Annotated in this window: 15 protein-coding genes; 4 read left to right on the forward strand and 11 right to left on the reverse strand. The window is 65.4% G+C overall.

The window, feature by feature from the left end; genetic code table 11:
• Positions 1-40: 40 nt before the first annotated feature.
• From pntB to J8I82_RS03625, 7 genes are all read right to left on the reverse strand, one after another.
• Entirely contained in the window at positions 41-1,438 is a 1,398-nt protein-coding gene (pntB, locus tag J8I82_RS03600; RefSeq protein ID WP_209754485.1) for a Re/Si-specific NAD(P)(+) transhydrogenase subunit beta, read from the reverse strand.
• Positions 1,439-1,464: 26 nt separating this feature from the next.
• Positions 1,465-3,027: a Re/Si-specific NAD(P)(+) transhydrogenase subunit alpha gene (locus J8I82_RS03605; RefSeq protein ID WP_209754486.1), complete on the reverse strand. Its 1,563-nt coding sequence runs from the start codon at positions 3,025-3,027 to the stop codon at positions 1,465-1,467.
• A gap of 44 nt (positions 3,028-3,071) precedes the next feature.
• A complete protein-coding gene (locus J8I82_RS03610; RefSeq protein WP_209754487.1) occupies positions 3,072-3,854 on the reverse strand; it encodes a fumarylacetoacetate hydrolase family protein in 783 nt (260 codons plus the stop codon).
• A gap of 214 nt (positions 3,855-4,068) precedes the next feature.
• On the reverse strand, positions 4,069-5,301 hold the full coding sequence (gene frc / locus J8I82_RS03615; protein WP_209754489.1) for a formyl-CoA transferase: 1,233 nt from the start codon (positions 5,299-5,301) through the stop codon (positions 4,069-4,071).
• 27 nt (positions 5,302-5,328) lie between these two features.
• Complete coding sequence (locus J8I82_RS39020) at positions 5,329-5,454, reverse strand: hypothetical protein (RefSeq protein ID WP_280905816.1); 126 nt, start codon at positions 5,452-5,454, stop codon at positions 5,329-5,331.
• Positions 5,455-5,694: 240 nt separating this feature from the next.
• On the reverse strand, positions 5,695-6,414 hold the full coding sequence (locus tag J8I82_RS03620; protein ID WP_029047003.1) for a GntR family transcriptional regulator: 720 nt from the start codon (positions 6,412-6,414) through the stop codon (positions 5,695-5,697).
• A gap of 288 nt (positions 6,415-6,702) precedes the next feature.
• On the reverse strand, positions 6,703-7,680 hold the full coding sequence (locus J8I82_RS03625) for a 2-dehydropantoate 2-reductase (RefSeq protein WP_209754491.1): 978 nt from the start codon (positions 7,678-7,680) through the stop codon (positions 6,703-6,705).
• A 182-nt stretch (positions 7,681-7,862) separates the two neighbouring features.
• On the opposite strand from J8I82_RS03625, the gene J8I82_RS03630 reads away from it, so the two are divergent.
• The 3 genes from J8I82_RS03630 to J8I82_RS03640 all read left to right on the forward strand — a co-directional run bounded on the left by J8I82_RS03630 (position 7,863) and on the right by J8I82_RS03640 (position 11,175).
• Positions 7,863-8,624, forward strand: a complete 762-nt coding sequence (locus J8I82_RS03630) for a TerC family protein (protein WP_209754493.1) — start codon at positions 7,863-7,865, stop codon at positions 8,622-8,624.
• 131 nt (positions 8,625-8,755) lie between these two features.
• Positions 8,756-10,357, forward strand: a complete 1,602-nt coding sequence (locus J8I82_RS03635) for an OpgD/OpgG family glucan biosynthesis protein (protein WP_209754495.1) — start codon at positions 8,756-8,758, stop codon at positions 10,355-10,357.
• 125 nt (positions 10,358-10,482) lie between these two features.
• On the forward strand, positions 10,483-11,175 hold the full coding sequence (locus J8I82_RS03640; protein WP_209754497.1) for a GntR family transcriptional regulator: 693 nt from the start codon (positions 10,483-10,485) through the stop codon (positions 11,173-11,175).
• 19 nt (positions 11,176-11,194) lie between these two features.
• On the opposite strand, the gene J8I82_RS03645 is transcribed toward J8I82_RS03640, so the two are convergent.
• Positions 11,195-12,082, reverse strand: coding sequence for an EamA family transporter (locus tag J8I82_RS03645; RefSeq protein ID WP_209754499.1), 888 nt, complete (start codon positions 12,080-12,082; stop codon positions 11,195-11,197).
• Positions 12,083-12,312: 230 nt separating this feature from the next.
• Entirely contained in the window at positions 12,313-12,498 is a 186-nt protein-coding gene (locus J8I82_RS03650; protein WP_209754501.1) for a hypothetical protein, read from the reverse strand.
• Positions 12,499-12,870: 372 nt separating this feature from the next.
• Between J8I82_RS03650 and J8I82_RS03660 the strand changes: the two genes are divergently transcribed.
• Entirely contained in the window at positions 12,871-13,236 is a 366-nt protein-coding gene (locus J8I82_RS03660; RefSeq protein WP_209754503.1) for a VOC family protein, read from the forward strand.
• 212 nt (positions 13,237-13,448) lie between these two features.
• Here J8I82_RS03660 and J8I82_RS03665 read toward each other — a convergent pair whose 3' ends face one another.
• Together J8I82_RS03665 and J8I82_RS03670 are read right to left on the reverse strand one after the other, a co-directional pair.
• Complete coding sequence (locus tag J8I82_RS03665) at positions 13,449-14,369, reverse strand: SMP-30/gluconolactonase/LRE family protein (protein WP_209754999.1); 921 nt, start codon at positions 14,367-14,369, stop codon at positions 13,449-13,451.
• Between the two features lie 41 nt (positions 14,370-14,410).
• Complete coding sequence (locus tag J8I82_RS03670; protein ID WP_245179379.1) at positions 14,411-15,328, reverse strand: Bug family tripartite tricarboxylate transporter substrate binding protein; 918 nt, start codon at positions 15,326-15,328, stop codon at positions 14,411-14,413.
• Between the last annotated feature and the right edge of the window lie 111 nt (positions 15,329-15,439).

Here is a 15,439-nt window from a genome sequence, read left to right on the forward strand (position 1 = left end):
CATGGTGGGGCCAAGCATGGCACCCCCCAATGGAAAACCCCTATGCCGGCGTTTCCTCCAGCTGCCGCAGCAACGCATCGACACTGCCCTTGGCATCGCCGAACCACATGCGCGTGTTGTCCTTGTAGAACAGCGGGTTGTCGACTCCCGCGTAGCCCGCCGCCATGCTGCGCTTGGACACCACCACGGTCCTGGCCTTCCACACCTCCAGTACCGGCATGCCGGCAATCGGACTGGCGGGATCTTCCAGCGCACCCGGGTTGACGATGTCGTTGGCGCCGACCACCAGCACCACGTCGGCTTTCTCGAAGTCGTCGTTGATCTCCTCCATTTCCAGCACGATGTCGTATGGCACCCTCGCCTCGGCCAGCAGCACGTTCATGTGCCCCGGCAGTCGGCCAGCCACCGGGTGGATGCCGAAGCGGACGTTGACGCCCTGCGCACGCAGCCGCCGCGCGATCTCGCTGATGGTGCCCTGCGCCTGCGCCACCGCCATGCCGTAGCCCGGCACGATGATGACCTCGTTGGCATCCTTGAGCAGGCTGCTGACTTCCTCGCTCGACACCGGCAGCACTTCGCCCTGCTCGGTCGCCGCGCCCGCCGCCTGCACCGCGCCGAAGCCGCCCAGGATCACCGACAGGAACTTGCGGTTCATCGCCTTGCACATGATGTAGCTGAGGATGGCGCCGCTCGATCCCACCAGCGCGCCGGTGATGATCAGCAGGTCGTTGCCCAGCATGAAGCCGGTCGCCGCGGCCGCCCAGCCCGAGTAGCTGTTCAGCATCGACACCACCACCGGCATGTCGGCCCCGCCGATGGCCAGCACCAGGTGCGCACCCACCAGCAGCGCGATCACCGTCATCGCCGCCAGCGGTACCAGCCCCTGCTGCACATCGGGCGCGCTGAGGAAGACATAGCCCAGCCACACGCACACCGCCAGCGCCCCGGCATTGAGCACGTGGCGGCCCGGCAGCAGCATCGGCTTGCCGCCCATGGTGCCCTGCAGCTTGAGGAAGGCGATGATCGACCCGGTGAAGGTGACCGCGCCGATCAGGATGCCGAGGTAGGTCTCAACCTCATGGATCGCCTTCTCCGCGCCGGCCAGCGTGGTCGGTTCGAGGTAGTTGGCGTAGCCGACCAGCACCGCGGCCAGGCCGACGAAGCTGTGCAGCACCGCCACCAGCTGCGGCATCTGCGTCATTTCCACGCGCCTGGCCAGCACCGCGCCGGCGATTCCCCCCACCAGCATCGCGCCGATGATGATGGCGACGCCATCGGGCGTGCCCGCCAGCACCGTGGTCACCACGGCGATCACCATGCCGGCGATGCCGAACAGGTTGCCGCGTTTGGCAGTGGCAGGATGGCTCAGCCCGCTCAGGCTGAGGATGAACAGCGCGCTGGCGCCAAGGTAAGCGATATTGCTGATTCCGGAAGGCATGGCTCGGGTCTCCTTTGCCCTTGTGTTCAGTCGCGCTGGAACATCTTCAGCATGCGCTGAGTGACCAGGAAGCCGCCCGCGATGTTGATGGTCGCAACCAGCACCGCGCAGCCCGCGATCACCGCCGTCAGCAGCGACGGCTTGCCCAGCTGCACCAGCGCCCCCACCACGATGATCCCGCTGATGGCGTTGGTCACGCTCATCAGCGGCGTATGCAGCGCGGCGGTGACGTTCCACACCACCTGGTAGCCGACAAAGATCGCCAGCACGAACACGGTGAAGTGCGCCATGAACGCGGGTGGCGCCACCGCCCCGAGGGCGAGCAGGGCGATCGCCGCCACCGCCAGCGCGGCCAGCGTCACGCCGGTGCGGTTGCGCGGCGGGGCGGCTTCCGCCTGCACCGGCTGCGAGGCAGCCGGCGCCTGCTGCTGCGGTATTGCCACCGTGAGCGGCGGCGGCGGCCAGGTCACCGCGCCCTGGTGCTGCACCGTGGCGCCGCGGATCATCTCGTCGTCCATGTTGACCACGAGCTGGCCGTCCTTGCCCGGCGTCAGCTCGGTCAGCAGGTGGCGGATATTGGTGGCGTAGAGCTGGCTCGACTGCGCCGCCATCCGGCTGGGCAGGTCGGTATAGCCGATGATGGTCACACCGTCGCGGCGCACGCTTTCGCCCGGCACGGTCAGCACGCAGTTGCCGCCCTGCTCGGCGGCAAGGTCCACCACCACGCTGCCCGCGCGCATGAGCCCGACGGTCCCGGCTTCCAGCAGCTTCGGCGCCGGCTTGCCCGGAATCAGCGCGGTGGTGATGATGATGTCCACCTCGCGCGCCTGCTCGGCGAAGAGGCGCATTTCCGCCTCGATGAAGGCGGGACTCATCTCCTTGGCATAGCCGCCGCTGCCGCTGCCGTCCTCTTCGATCTCGACGGTCAGGAACTCGGCGCCCAGGCTTTCGATCTGCTGGCGCACCACCGGCCGCGTATCGAAGGCGCGCACCACCGCGCCCAGGCTGCGCGCCGCGCCGATTGCCGCCAGCCCCGCCACGCCCGCGCCGATCACCAGCACGCGCGCCGGCGGGATCTTGCCCGCGGCGGTGATCTGCCCGGCAAAGGGCCGCCCGAAGGCATGCGCGGCTTCGATCACCGCGCGGTAGCCCGCCATGTTGGCCATCGAGCTGAGCGCATCCAGCTTCTGCGCGCGCGAGATGCGCGGCACGCAGTCCATCGCCAGCACCGTGGCGCCGCGCTGCGCCAGCCGCTCCAGCATTGGCATCTGCTGCGCCGGCCAGACAAAGCCGATCAGCGTGGCGTGCTTCTTCAGCAGCGCCGCCTCTTCCACGCCCAGGCTGGGGTGGACCTGCGGCGGGCGCACCTTGACCACCACGTCGACCGAGGCCCACAGGCTTGCCGCGTCGACAATGGCGGCGCCGGCGGCGCGGTAGTCATCGTCGGAGAACGAAGCCTCCTGGCCCGCGCCGGTCTCTACCGCGACCTGGTAGCCGAGCTTGAGCAGTTCCTTGACCGAGTCCGGGGTGGCGGCAACGCGCCGCTCGCCCGGGTGGACCTCGCGGGGCACACCGATCGTCATTGGCATGGCATTCACCGTATCGAGTTGGGTTGGGTCGGCATGGGTCGCGCTCAGCCGCGCACGTGGTTGACCAGCGAGCCGATGCCCGCGATCGACACCTCCACCACGGCGCCGTCCTTCATCGAACCCACGCCCAGCGAGGTGCCGACGGCAATCACGTCACCGGGCAGCAGCGTCAGGTCCTGCGAGATGCGGCTGACCTGTTCTTCCGGCGAGAAGATCATGTCCGACAGCGGATAGTTCTGCCGCTCCACGCCGTCGAGCCGCGTCACGACGCTGGCGCCGCGCCAGTCAAAGCCGGTGACGATGGCCGGGCCGATGCAGCCGAAGGTGTCGAAGCCCTTGGCGCGCGTCCATTGCGGGAAATTGGGATCGGCGGTGATCAGCTCGGCCGCGGTCACGTCGTTGACGATGGTGTAGCCGAAGATATGGGCGCCAGCCTCCCCCACCGACACGTTGCGTGCCTTCTTGCCGATGACGATGCCGAGCTCGCCCTCGTAGACGATCTTGCCGTCGTAGCTCTTGGGGCGCTGCACGGCGTCGTTGGGGCCGGCCAGCGACGATGCCGGCTTGATCAGGAACAGCGGGTGCGTCGGCACCGGCTTTTCCAGCTTGCGCGCGAGCGCATGGAAGTTGTTCCACAGCGCCACCACCTTGCCGGGCTCGCAGGGCGCGACCAGCGTCAGCGCGGCGCGTTCATGCACGGCGCCCGTGGGCTCGGGATGGCTGAAGCCGTCGCGGTCGTATTCGACCACGCGGTTCTGGTCGGTACCCTCGAGGCGGCCATGGCCGATGCTGCCGTCGGCACGGCGAAAGCGTATCCAGGTTTGCACGGGAATGCTCCTTGCGCAGGCAAAGGCGGGCCCTGCCTGCGCCGATATCGGTTGCAGGATGGTCAAAAGATGGAAACAAGAGCGAGAACGGCGTCGGCGTGTCCGCCCGTCGTTCCCGCGACGGCGGGAACCCAATGGCCATGAAAAACGCTGGATTCCCCCTTGCGCGGGAATGACGAAGGCACGCCGGCCGCGATACCTTCCGGCTAGCGCGTCATACCGCCCCGGCCAGCTTCATCGCCGCGATCTGCGCGGGCGAGCGGCCCAGCCATTCGAGGATCTCGTCGGTATGCTCGCCCAGCAGCGGCGAGCGCTCCACCTGCACCGGCGATGCCGACATCGTGATCGGGCAGCCCAGCTGCACGTAGTTGCCGCGCTGCGGATGCTCAAGCTCGACAAGGTAGCCGCGCTGGTACAGCGACTGGTCTTCGATCAGGTCCTTCATCGACAGGATCGGGCCGCACGGCACGTCCACCTCGTTGAGCGCGGCCATCACGTCGAACTTGCTGACCTTGCTGGTCCACTTCTCGATCACGGCGAAGCAGTCGGCCAGGTGCTTGAGCCGCGCTTCCGGCGTGGCATAGTCCGGGTTGGTGATCAGGTCCTCGCGGCCGCACAGGCGCATCAGCGGCTCCCAGCCCTGCGGCTGGATGATGACGTAGACGTAGTCGTTGGGGCCACCCGGCGCGCAGCGCAGCGCCGCGCCCGGCTGGCCGCCGCCCGAGGCATTGCCGGCACGGGGCACGTGGTCGCCGAACTCCTGGTTCGGGTATTCACGCAGCGGGCCGTTGTCCAGGCGCTGCTGGTCGCGCAGCTTGACGCGGCACAGGTTCAGCACCGCATCCTGCATCGCCACCTCCACGCGCTGGCCGCGGCCGGTGTGCTCGCGCTGCAGCAGCGCGGCCAGGATGCCGACCACGCAATGGATGCCGGTGCCCGAATCGCCGATCTGCGCGCCGGTCACGGTCGGCACGCCTTCGGCATCGCCGGTGGTCGAGGCGGAGCCGCCCATGCACTGCGCCACGTTCTCATACGCCTTGCAGTCGGCGTACGGCCCCGGGCCGAAGCCCTTGATCGAGGCATAGACCAGCCGCGGATTCAGGTCCTGCAGGTGCTCCCAGTCGAAGCCGGCGCGCGCCAGCACGCCAGGCCCGAAGTTCTCGATCAGCACGTCGCTGCGCTGTACCAGGTCTTCGAGCAGCGCCTTGCCTTCGGGCGTCTTCATGTTCAGCGTCAGGCTGCGCTTGTTGGAGTTGAGCATGGTGAAGTACAGGCTGTCGGCGTTGGGCACGTCGCGCAGCTGGCTGCGCGTAATGTCGCCACGGCCGGGCATTTCCACCTTGATCACGTCCGCACCCAGCCACGCCATCAGCTGCGTGGCCGACGGGCCTGCCTGGACGTGGGTCATGTCCAGGATGCGAACACCTTGCAGTGCCTTGGTTTCCATTGCGAAAGTCTCCTCGGGCGATGGTTTTTACTTGTACATGGTCTGGTTCCTGGTGCCCGGCGCGTACTCGCTCGGATCGACCCGGTAATGGTTGGTGCTTGCGGACCGCCTGGCGTCGAAGACTTCGGACACCTTGGTCTTCTCGCGTTGCATCCGCAGATTTGCCGCTCCTGATGACATACGGTATGTGATATATCAGAAGAGAGCAAGAGGAGTTTGGCCGTGGGGACAAAAATATCGACAATGCGGCGCAGCAAAAGCGGCGAAAAAGGCGCGTCGACGCTTTGCCCTTTCATATTGATATATCACATATCATCTGGCGAAATGGCATGACATGGCGCCAAACAAAAACGGCGGACCGAAGTCCGCCGTTTTTGCCCTTCCCCGACCGCTTCAGTCAAGGAAATCGCAGTGCTTCTCCACGTAGTCCGCCAGGTCAAGGGAGTGTTGACGCACCAGCCGCTCGGCCAGCTCGGTATCGCGCTTCTCCAGCGCTTCGATGATGCGCAGGTGATCCACGATCGACCTTGCCGCGCGGTCGCTCTGCGAGATCGTCATCTTCCGGATCGCGCGCACGTGGATAAAGATATTGCGGATCGTGTCCATGATGATCTGCGACCTCGACAGCTGCACGATCGCCTGGTGGAACGCGATGTTGGCGTCGGAATACTCCTCGATATGCTCGGCCGGCGTCGAATCGCGGAAGCTGTCGAACATGCGGCGCAGCTGGGCGATTTCCTGGTCGGTGGCATTCTGCGTGGCAAGACGCGCCGCCATGCTCTCCAGCGCCGCCCACATCTGGATCATCTCGACGATCTCGCGCTTGGTCTTGCGCATGATGTAGATGCCCCGGCGCGGCACGGTACGCAGGAAGCCTTCCTGCTCCAGCAGCGTCATGGCTTCGCGGATCGGCGTGCGGCTGACGCCCATGGCTTCGCTCAGCACTCTTTCGTCGAGCCGGATCTCGTCATGCGACTGGTAGATATCGGCGTCGGCGATGGCCTGCCGCAACATGGCATAGGCCTGGTCGCGCAGGCTCGCGCCGGCGTTGATCGGTTGCACGGACAAGGTCAGCCCGTTGGGCTGGACGATGGATTGTGGTTGCGCAGACATGGAATATGCTCGTGTGAGACCGGTGGCGCGGCGGCCGGAATGGCTGCCCGCCACATTTCCGCACAGCTTAGCAAAACGCCCGACTCATTACGAAAATGCATCAAGCAATACGTTGCGGTCATGCATCGGCACCGTCAGCGTGCGCGGTCTGTCGTATATGGTATATCACAATCGTCTTGCCATTTCCTGCCCGAAAGCGGGCCAGGCGCAACATTGGCGCCGCCCGCTTGCGGCGGGAGGGCCAACCCCCCGTGGCCGCTCCCGTTATCCCGCCTGCCGACGCGGCGGTTAAGCCGCGAGCTTGGCCATCGAGTCGCGCTGCTTGATCAGACCCAGCACGGCGTCGCACATCGGCGTCGGCTGTCCGACCAGCCGGCCCATTTCCTGAACCACCGTGAGCAGCGGATCGATTTCCATGGCACGCCCCGCCTCCAGGTCCTGCAGCATCGAGGTCTTGTGCGCTCCCACCGCTCCCGCGCCGTCGATGCGCCGCTCCACGTCGACGCGGAACCTGACCCCGAAGCGCTCGGCGATGCCCTGCGCCTCCACCATCATCTGGCGCGACAGCGCGCGCGTGGCCGGGTCCGAGGTAATGACATCGAGCGTGGCATGGGTCAGCGCACTGATCGGGTTGAAGCACAGGTTGCCCCACAGCTTCAGCCAGATCTCGTCGCGGATGTTGTCGCGCACCGGTGCCTCCAGGTCGGCCGCCATCATCATTTCGCTGAGCCGGGTCACGCGGGTGGAACGGCTGCCGTCCGGCTCGCCCAGCGGAAACTTCTTGCCATACACATGCTTGATCACGCCTGGCGCGACGATTTCCGCGGCAGGGTAGACCACGCAGCCGATCGCGCGTTCCGGGCCGAAGCCGCGCCATTGCCGGGCGCCCGGATCGACGCTTTCCAGCGTCGATCCCGCCAGTTCGCCGCCGTGCTTGTAGAAATACCAGTAAGGAATGCCATTGACGCCGGTCACGATCGCGGTTTCCGGACCCAGCAGCGGCTGGATCAGGTCTACCACGCCCGGCACCGAATGCGCCTTCAGCGTAATGAAGACATAGTCCTGCGGCCCGAGCTCGCGCGGATCGCTGGTGCAGCGCACGCGCGCCGCGCGCTCCTCGCCGTCGATCAGCAGCCGGACTCCGTGTTCCTGCATTGCGGCCAGGTGCGGGCCGCGCGCGACAAAGCTGACATCGGCCCCCGCGCGCGCAAGCTGCGCCCCGACATAGCCGCCGATGGCGCCTGCGCCGTAGATACACACTTTCATTTGCTGCCTCCTTGATGGCTCGATTGGATGTTTTGATATATCACATACTATATTCCACTTCGACCCAAAACAACCTTTATCTTGGCGGACATATTTCGGCAAGCGGCGCTGCGCTAACATGAAGCCTCGTGCGCCTGGAACGATGCCCGGGCGCCGGTTGCATACCGACACGGAGCCCGTTCATGGAATCGTCGCTGGCATTGCTGCAGGACCCCGCCGCCTGGGCGGCGCTGGCCACGCTGGTGGCCATGGAAATCGTGCTGGGGATCGATAACCTCATCTTCATTTCGATCCTGACCAACAAGCTGCCCGTAGACATGCGGGAGAAGGCGCGCAAGGTGGGCATCAGCCTGGCGCTGCTGATGCGTCTCGGCTTGCTGGCCACCATTGCCGTCATCGTCAAGCTGACCGAGCCGGTGTTCACGATCCTTGGCCAGGGGCTGTCGTGGCGCGACATCATCCTCATCGCCGGCGGCGCCTTCCTGGTGTGGAAGGCCACCCGCGAGATCCATCACCACGTTACCGCGGGAGAGGAAGGCGAAAGTGAAGGCAATGGCACCGGCAAGGTGGCGCACAGCTTTGCCGCCGCGATCGGACAGATCCTGCTGCTGGACCTGGTGTTCTCGGTGGACAGCATCATCACGGCGGTCGGGATGACCGAGCATGTCCAGATCATGTTCGTCGCGGTGATCGCGGCGGTGATGGCGATGCTGTTCGCCGCCACACCGCTGGCCAACTTCATCAACCGCAATCCGACCATCGTGATGCTGGCGCTGGCCTTCCTGATGATGATCGGCATGACGCTGATCGCCGAAGGGCTCGGCACGCATGTGCCCAAGGGCTATATCTATACGGCAATGGCGTTCTCGGCCGCGGTGGAAGGACTGAACATGCTGGCCCGGCAGCGGCGCCACGCACGTCGCGCGCGCGGCGAGGCGCACTGAGCGTCAGGCGGCACAATGTGACCCGTGTGCCGCTGCAGGCTGTAACAGACGGTGTCCGAACTTTTCCCGGGAAACGCCGTCTTTTAGAGTTCTGCTCAATCCCACGGACAAGAAAAGGACGCTGTCGCCACATGATGAACCGCCGAACCCTGCTGGTCTCCGCCACCGCTTCCGCCGCCCTGGCCGCGCTGGGCATTACCCCATCGGTGCTGGCGGCCAGCCGGATCAAGCTCGGCGAGGCGCAGGCGTTCGGCTTCGACGCCCTGATCGAGCGGGCGCGCGCCCTGGCTGCAAAGCCCTATGCGCCCCCGCCCTCCCCGCCAGCGGATGTGCTGTCGCGCATCGACTACGATGCCCATGGCAAGATCCGGTTCCGCACCGACGATGCGCTCTTTGCCAACGGTCCAGGCCAGTTCCCGGTCACGTTTTTCCACCTCGGCACTTACTTCCGCACCCCTGTGCGCATGCATGTGATCGAGCGCGGCAAGGACGGCGCCGGCCGTGCCCGCGAGATCGTCTATGACGATGCCTACTTCGACATGCCCGCCGACAGCCCCGCGCACAAGCTGCCGCCGGGCAGCGGCTTCGCTGGCTTCCGTTTCCAGGAAAGCCGCCTCGGCGACCAGAAGACGCGCGACTGGCGCAAGAACGACTGGGTTGCCTTCCTCGGGGCGTCCTACTTCCGCGCCATCGGCGACCTGTACCAGTACGGGCTGTCGGCGCGCGGCATCGCCATCGACGTGGCCGAGGCCGGGAAGTCCGAGGAATTCCCCGCCTTCACCCATTTCTGGTTCGAGACCCCGGAAGGCAACGGCGATACCGTCACCGTCTACGCGCTGCTCGACGGCCCCAGCATCTCCGGCGCCTACCGCTTCATGATGCAGCGCGCCAAGGCCGTGATCATGGACGTGGAATGCGCGCTGTTCCTGCGCAAGGACGTGGCGCGGCTGGGACTGGCACCGCTGACCTCGATGTACTGGTTCTCGGAAAGCATCAAGGGCATCGCCGACTGGCGTCCGGAAGTCCATGACTCCGACGGCCTGGCCATCTGGAACGGCGCCGGCGAGCATATCTGGCGCCCGCTCAACAACCCGCCCCAGACCATGGCTTCGGCATTCTCCGACGACAACCCCAAGGGTTTCGGCCTGCTGCAGCGCGACCGCCTGTTCGACCACTACCAGGACGGCGTCAACTACGAACGGCGTCCGAGCCTGTGGGTCGAGCCGCGCGACGGCTGGGGCGCCGGTGCCGTGCAACTGGTCGAGCTGCGCACCGACGACGAGATCCACGACAACATCGTCGCCATGTGGGTCCCCAAGGCGCCCGCCAAGGCCGGCGCCACCTACCGCCTGCGCTATCGCCTGCACTGGCAGGCCGACGAACCGAACCCGTCGCCGCTGGCGCGCTGCGTGGCCACGCGCCTGGGCAACGGCGGCCAGCCCGGGCAGCCGCGGCCCAAGGGCGTGCGCAAGTTCATGGTCGAGTTCAAGGGCGCCCCGCTGGAGAAACTGCCGTTCGGCGTCAAGCCCGAAGCCGTGCTGACCGCTTCGCGCGGCACCTTCTCCTATGTCTTCACCGAAGCCGTGCCCAACAACGTGGCCGGCCACTGGCGCGCCCAGTTCGACCTGGCCACCGATGGCCAGGGACCGGTCGACATCCGCCTGTTCCTGCGCCTGAACGGCAAGCCGCTGTCCGAGACATGGCTGTACCAGTACCACCCGACCCAGTCATAAGCCCGCCCCGGGCGCAGCCGGCAGCCGGCGCCGCTTTGCAGGATATTGCGACGCCGTGATGTCAGGCGCGCTTGAGCGGGTATGATGGCTGGCTACGACAGTCAAACCGCACCAGCCAGCCTCACATGATTTCTCAAGAGTTTGCCGGTGCCGCCGAAGGCGGCCAGGCTGCATCGCTCCCGCGCTCTGAGCGTGCCTACCAGCAACTGCGCGCCGCCATCCAGGCGGGGCAGCTATCCCCCGGCACCCGGCTGCGCGAAGTGGAACTGGCGGAATCGCTGGGCTTGTCGCGCACGCCGGTGCGCGAAGCGCTGTCGCGGCTGGAATCGGAAGGCCTGGTGGTCAACGAGCCCAACCGGGGCATGATGGTGACCCAGCTCGACGCCAGCATGGTCAGCGAGCTGTATGTGATGCGCGAGGTGCTGGAAGGCACCGCCGCGGCGCTGGCCGCGCGCCATGCCACCGATGTGGAGATTTCGCTGCTGCGCGATATTGTCGAGCGCGACCTGGCGTTCGCCGACGATCCCGACCGCCTGGCGCAGAACAACCGGCTGTTCCACGAGACCCTGCACCGCTGCGCCCACAACCGCTATCTGCTGAAAAACCTGCGCTCGCTACATGAATCGATGGCCCTGCTCGGGCGCACCACGCTGGCAGTCCCCGGCCGCGCGCGCAGTTCCTATGAAGAGCACACCGCCCTGGTCGAAGCGCTGGAAAAACGTGATCCGGCGCAGGCCGAGCAGATCGCCCGGCGCCATATCCAGCAGGCCTACAAGGTGAGGCTGTCGCTATGGATCCAGGAGCAGTCCGGCCGCTGAGCCTCTCGGCCGGAGGGCTTCAGGCAGCTGCCTGCGCCCGCGCCGTGCGCAGCGTGCCGACGCTCAGCACGGCGAGGGCAAGCAGGATCAACACCACCGCATACAGCGTCTGCGGCGCGATCAGTTCCCCGCCCAGCCACGCGCCCATCGCCAGCGCCACCGGCGGATTGACGTAGACGTAGCTCGCCGAGAGCGTCTGGCTGACCGTCGCCACCAGGTACATGTAGGCAGAGAACGCCACCAGCGAGCCCGCCACCACCAGGTAGACCCACGCCCAGCCGGCCTGCGCGCTGATCGACGACAGCGACGCCGGCCACGGCTCCTGCCGCAGCGCCGACAGCACCATCAGCACCACCCCGCCGATCAGCATCTCCGCGGCAAAGGCCGACGCGCCCTGCGGCAGTTCAAGCCGGCGCACCAGCTGCGAGCCGAACGACCAGCTCGCCACGGCCAGCATCAGCGCGACCACGCCGCCCGTGCTGACGCGGAATTCCGCCCCCGCGGTCAGCACCAGGATGCCCGCGCTGCCAATTGCAATCGCCACATACTCATACCACTTCGGGCGCTGGCCGAAGCAGGCTGCCCAGATCAGCGCAAAGATCGGCATCGAGCCGATCATCACCGTTGTCGCGCCCGACGAGATGGTCTGCTCGGCAATCGCGGTCAATCCCATGCCGCCTACCAGCAGGAACAGCGCCGGCGCCGCGCAGTTGCGCAGCAGCCGCCACGACGGCATCGGCGTGCCGCGCCACGCCAGCCACGCGGCCAGCAGCAGGCCCGCGCAGAGAAAGCGCGTACCCGTCATGAACAGCGGCGGAAAACTTTCCAGCGTAAAGCGGATCGCCAGGTAGGTCGTACCCCAGACCACGTAGGTGATCAGCAGGCACATGAGGACAAGCGGGGGCATGGGCGCGGACGGTTCTGCAAAGGCATCCAAGATAGCCTCCGGCAGCGCCGCGACAAAATGAAAAGGTCTGGCAAGCCTTGTCAAAGTTGCTCACAAGGCATGTCGACGTCATGCCTAAACCGAGCAGGCAAAACAAAACCGGCCGCGTCTTGCCCGTTGGGGCGGTGTCTGGCCGGTTCTACAACGCAGCCGCCAGGGGCCGCGGGTACTGCAATACCGCTGGAAACTTCTTAGCCGTTGGCGTAGACCACCTTGGCCTTGCGGGCTTGCGACTGCAGGCGGGTGATGACTTCCTGCAGCGCGGCGATGGCGCGCCTGGCGTCATGCACGAAGCCCAGGCTTTGCTTGCCGAGTTCACGCTCGATGAGGTCACGTTCCAGTTGATCGGTCAGCTTGATGTCGGATTGGGTGTTCATGGCTTCCTTCCTTTCGGGATTACCCTCATGGGGTTTTCCCGAATTGTAGCAAAGGAATTGTCGCGATGCAGCATTAGGTAATAGTGCGTATGCGGGAAAGCAACGAGGCGCGTGGAGAGGAAGCCATAAAGTGGCAGTTTCGCCTTGTTATGCAATCCAGTTGAACATGCGCGCCCCTCAGCGGACCTGGTTGATCAGCGCCGCCCCGGACACTGCCACCCGGTTCTCGGGCGACAGGCCTTTGACCACGACCACCGTGCGCGCATCCAGCACGCGGGCTTCCACCGGTTGGGCGATAAAGCGCTGCGTCGCATGCCGGCCCAGGCGCGGACATACGATATATTTATCGGTGGCACGCTATAAGGAAACGCCATGGGAATGGAAACCATAGAAATCAAGGCCTACGTCCCAGCGCGCGACTTTGCGCTGTCGCGTCGCTTCTATGCCGACCTCGGATTCAATGAAGTCTGGCTTTCCACCGAGATGGCTTACTTCAACGCAGGCAATTGCAGCTTTTTGCTACAGAACTTCTACGTGAAGGAGCACGCCGAAAACTTCATGATGCATCTACTGGTGGCGGACGTCGAAGCCTGGTGGGAAAGGGTCGTTTCGCAAGACCTGGCCGGGCGCTACGGAGTGCGGGTCGAGCCGCCGCAGAATCAGCCCTGGGGCATACGGGACTTCTGCATCGTCGATCCCACAAGCGTGTTGTGGCGCATTGGACAAAGCCTGGATTAGCGTCCGCTTGGGGTCGGCGAGAGCCAGTGCACCATCGGCTGGTAGGCGCACGATAACGAGTTCACACTTCGCGGAAGGTAAAAATCGAAGCAATGTGTGCACCACGGCACCGGCACCGCCGTCCAGGCGTGGGTGACGCTCCCGTCCGCAGAATGTCGCCATCGTGCCTGCCCCAGCTGCCTAATTCGGCCTGCAGCCCCGGAACGCCTGGCTTACTTCGCCAGATACGGGGGCCTCACGCCGGGGACTGACATGCCGACTTGCAGGATTTCGCCCGCGCTCGAATCGGTAACGTAAAGCGTGGTCCGATCCTCTCCGCCGAAGGCGACGTTCGTCAGCGAGTGGCCGGGAGTGCCACGTATCACCTCGACCGGCTCGGCCCGATGATTGAGCACCCAGACATAGGCAAGCCCCGGATTGGCGACCAGCAGCCGGCCATCGACATCCATCGCGAGTCCGTCCGGCCCGCTGGGGCCATACGACGTGAAGAATTGCCCGGCCTTGGATACGCTGCCGTCTTCCTGCAAGGGCATGCGCCAGACGCAATTGCCCCGCGTGACCGCAACGAACAGGAAGCGCTCGTCTGGCGACAGCACGATGCCGTTCGGGCTTGGCACATTGGCAAGCAGCAGTTCGAGCCGCCCTTCCGGCGTCAGCCGATATACCCGGCCGCTGGGGTCATGCAGGCCGGTCTGTCCCTGGTCGGTGAAATAGACGTTTCCGCGCGAATCCAGCGTCAGGTCATTCACGCCCTTGAAGCTTTCGGTATTGCGGCGCGGCAGGTAGGGCCGAACACTGCCATCGCGCAGGTCGACCTGCATCAGGCCGTTGCGGTAATCCGTGACCAACAGGCTTCCCGGATCGAGCAACTTCATGCCATTGGGCTCGCCGTTCCATTCGGCAACCACGTCCCAATCGCCTTTCCGGTCGATCCTGAAGATCCGGCCATTGGGGATATCGGCAACGTACAGGTTGCCGGCATCGTCGACGACCGGGCCTTCCAGAAAGGAATCGATTTCGCGGCCGCCCTGGTTCGCCCTGGACCATTCGCTTCGGCGCGCATGGCGATAGCGCGCCGGAAGGCTGGAAAACGACACGGCCTCTCGGATGACCGGTGAGTTCAGTAGGAACATGTCTCGATACCTGTTGTTCGCCTTGTCCGCCGGCGCGTCCGTTATTGCTTCTGAAACCCCGTACCGCGGGCGACCTTCCCCCAGAATGCGGTCCTGCTGGTCATTTCGGTCCTGAATGCGCCGGCATCCCAATAGCCCGGCTCGGCACCGATACTCTCAGCATAGGACTGCATGTCCCGGCTCGCCATGGCCTTGCCGACCTCTTTCTGGATGCGGTCGAGCACATCGGCCGGCGTGCCCTTGGGCGCCCACAATCCGGTGAAATTGATAACACCGTAATCCTTGACGCCGGCCTCGGCAAACGTGGGTACGCCGGCCAGCGCAGGCAAGCGTTTGGTACCGCTGACCGCCAGCACCGCCAGCTTGTTGCCCTTGACCTGCCCGATCACTCCCGGAATGGAGGCCATCTGGAAATCGACGGTACCGCTCAGCAGCGCAACGGTGGCTTCGCCGGCGCCTTTGAACGGCACATGCATGAAGTGCGTTCCTGCGGCGAGTCCAAGGGCTTCGCTGGCGAAATGCGGGGTCGAGCCCGGCCCGCCTGACCCGTAGGAAACCTTGTCGTCCGACTTTGCCGCGGCAATCAGGTCAGCCAGCGTCTTGTACTTTCCGTCTGCCTTGACCACCACGCCCATCGGTGCGAACACATATGCCGCGACCGGCTGCAGGTCCTTTGCCGGATCGAACGGCAGTGTCTTGAAGATGTGGGGCAGCAGCGCGTAGGTCGTATCGTTGGCCAACAGCGTATAACCATCCGGCGCGGCGCGCGCAACCTGGGCCGTGCCGATCGTGCCGGTCGCGCCGGCCTTGTTCTCGACATAGAAACTCTGGCCTGTCTGCTCGGAGAGCCGCTGCGCCATCTTGCGGGTGACGGCGTCCACGGCCCCGCCCGGCGGGTAAGGGACGATGATCTTGACCGGCTTTGCCGGCCATCCCTGGGCTTGCGCCGCCATCGGCATCATCGATGTCATGGCAAGCGCGGCAAGCGCCAGCGCCCGGAGCATCGAGACTCCACGTGTCTTGTCTTTCATGCTGTCTCCATTCTTGCGAACGTTCTTGTCGGGGTATCG

Origin of the sequence: Cupriavidus consociatus, from assembly GCF_017814975.1 — a bacterium.
Classification (GTDB): domain Bacteria; phylum Pseudomonadota; class Gammaproteobacteria; order Burkholderiales; family Burkholderiaceae; genus Cupriavidus; species Cupriavidus consociatus.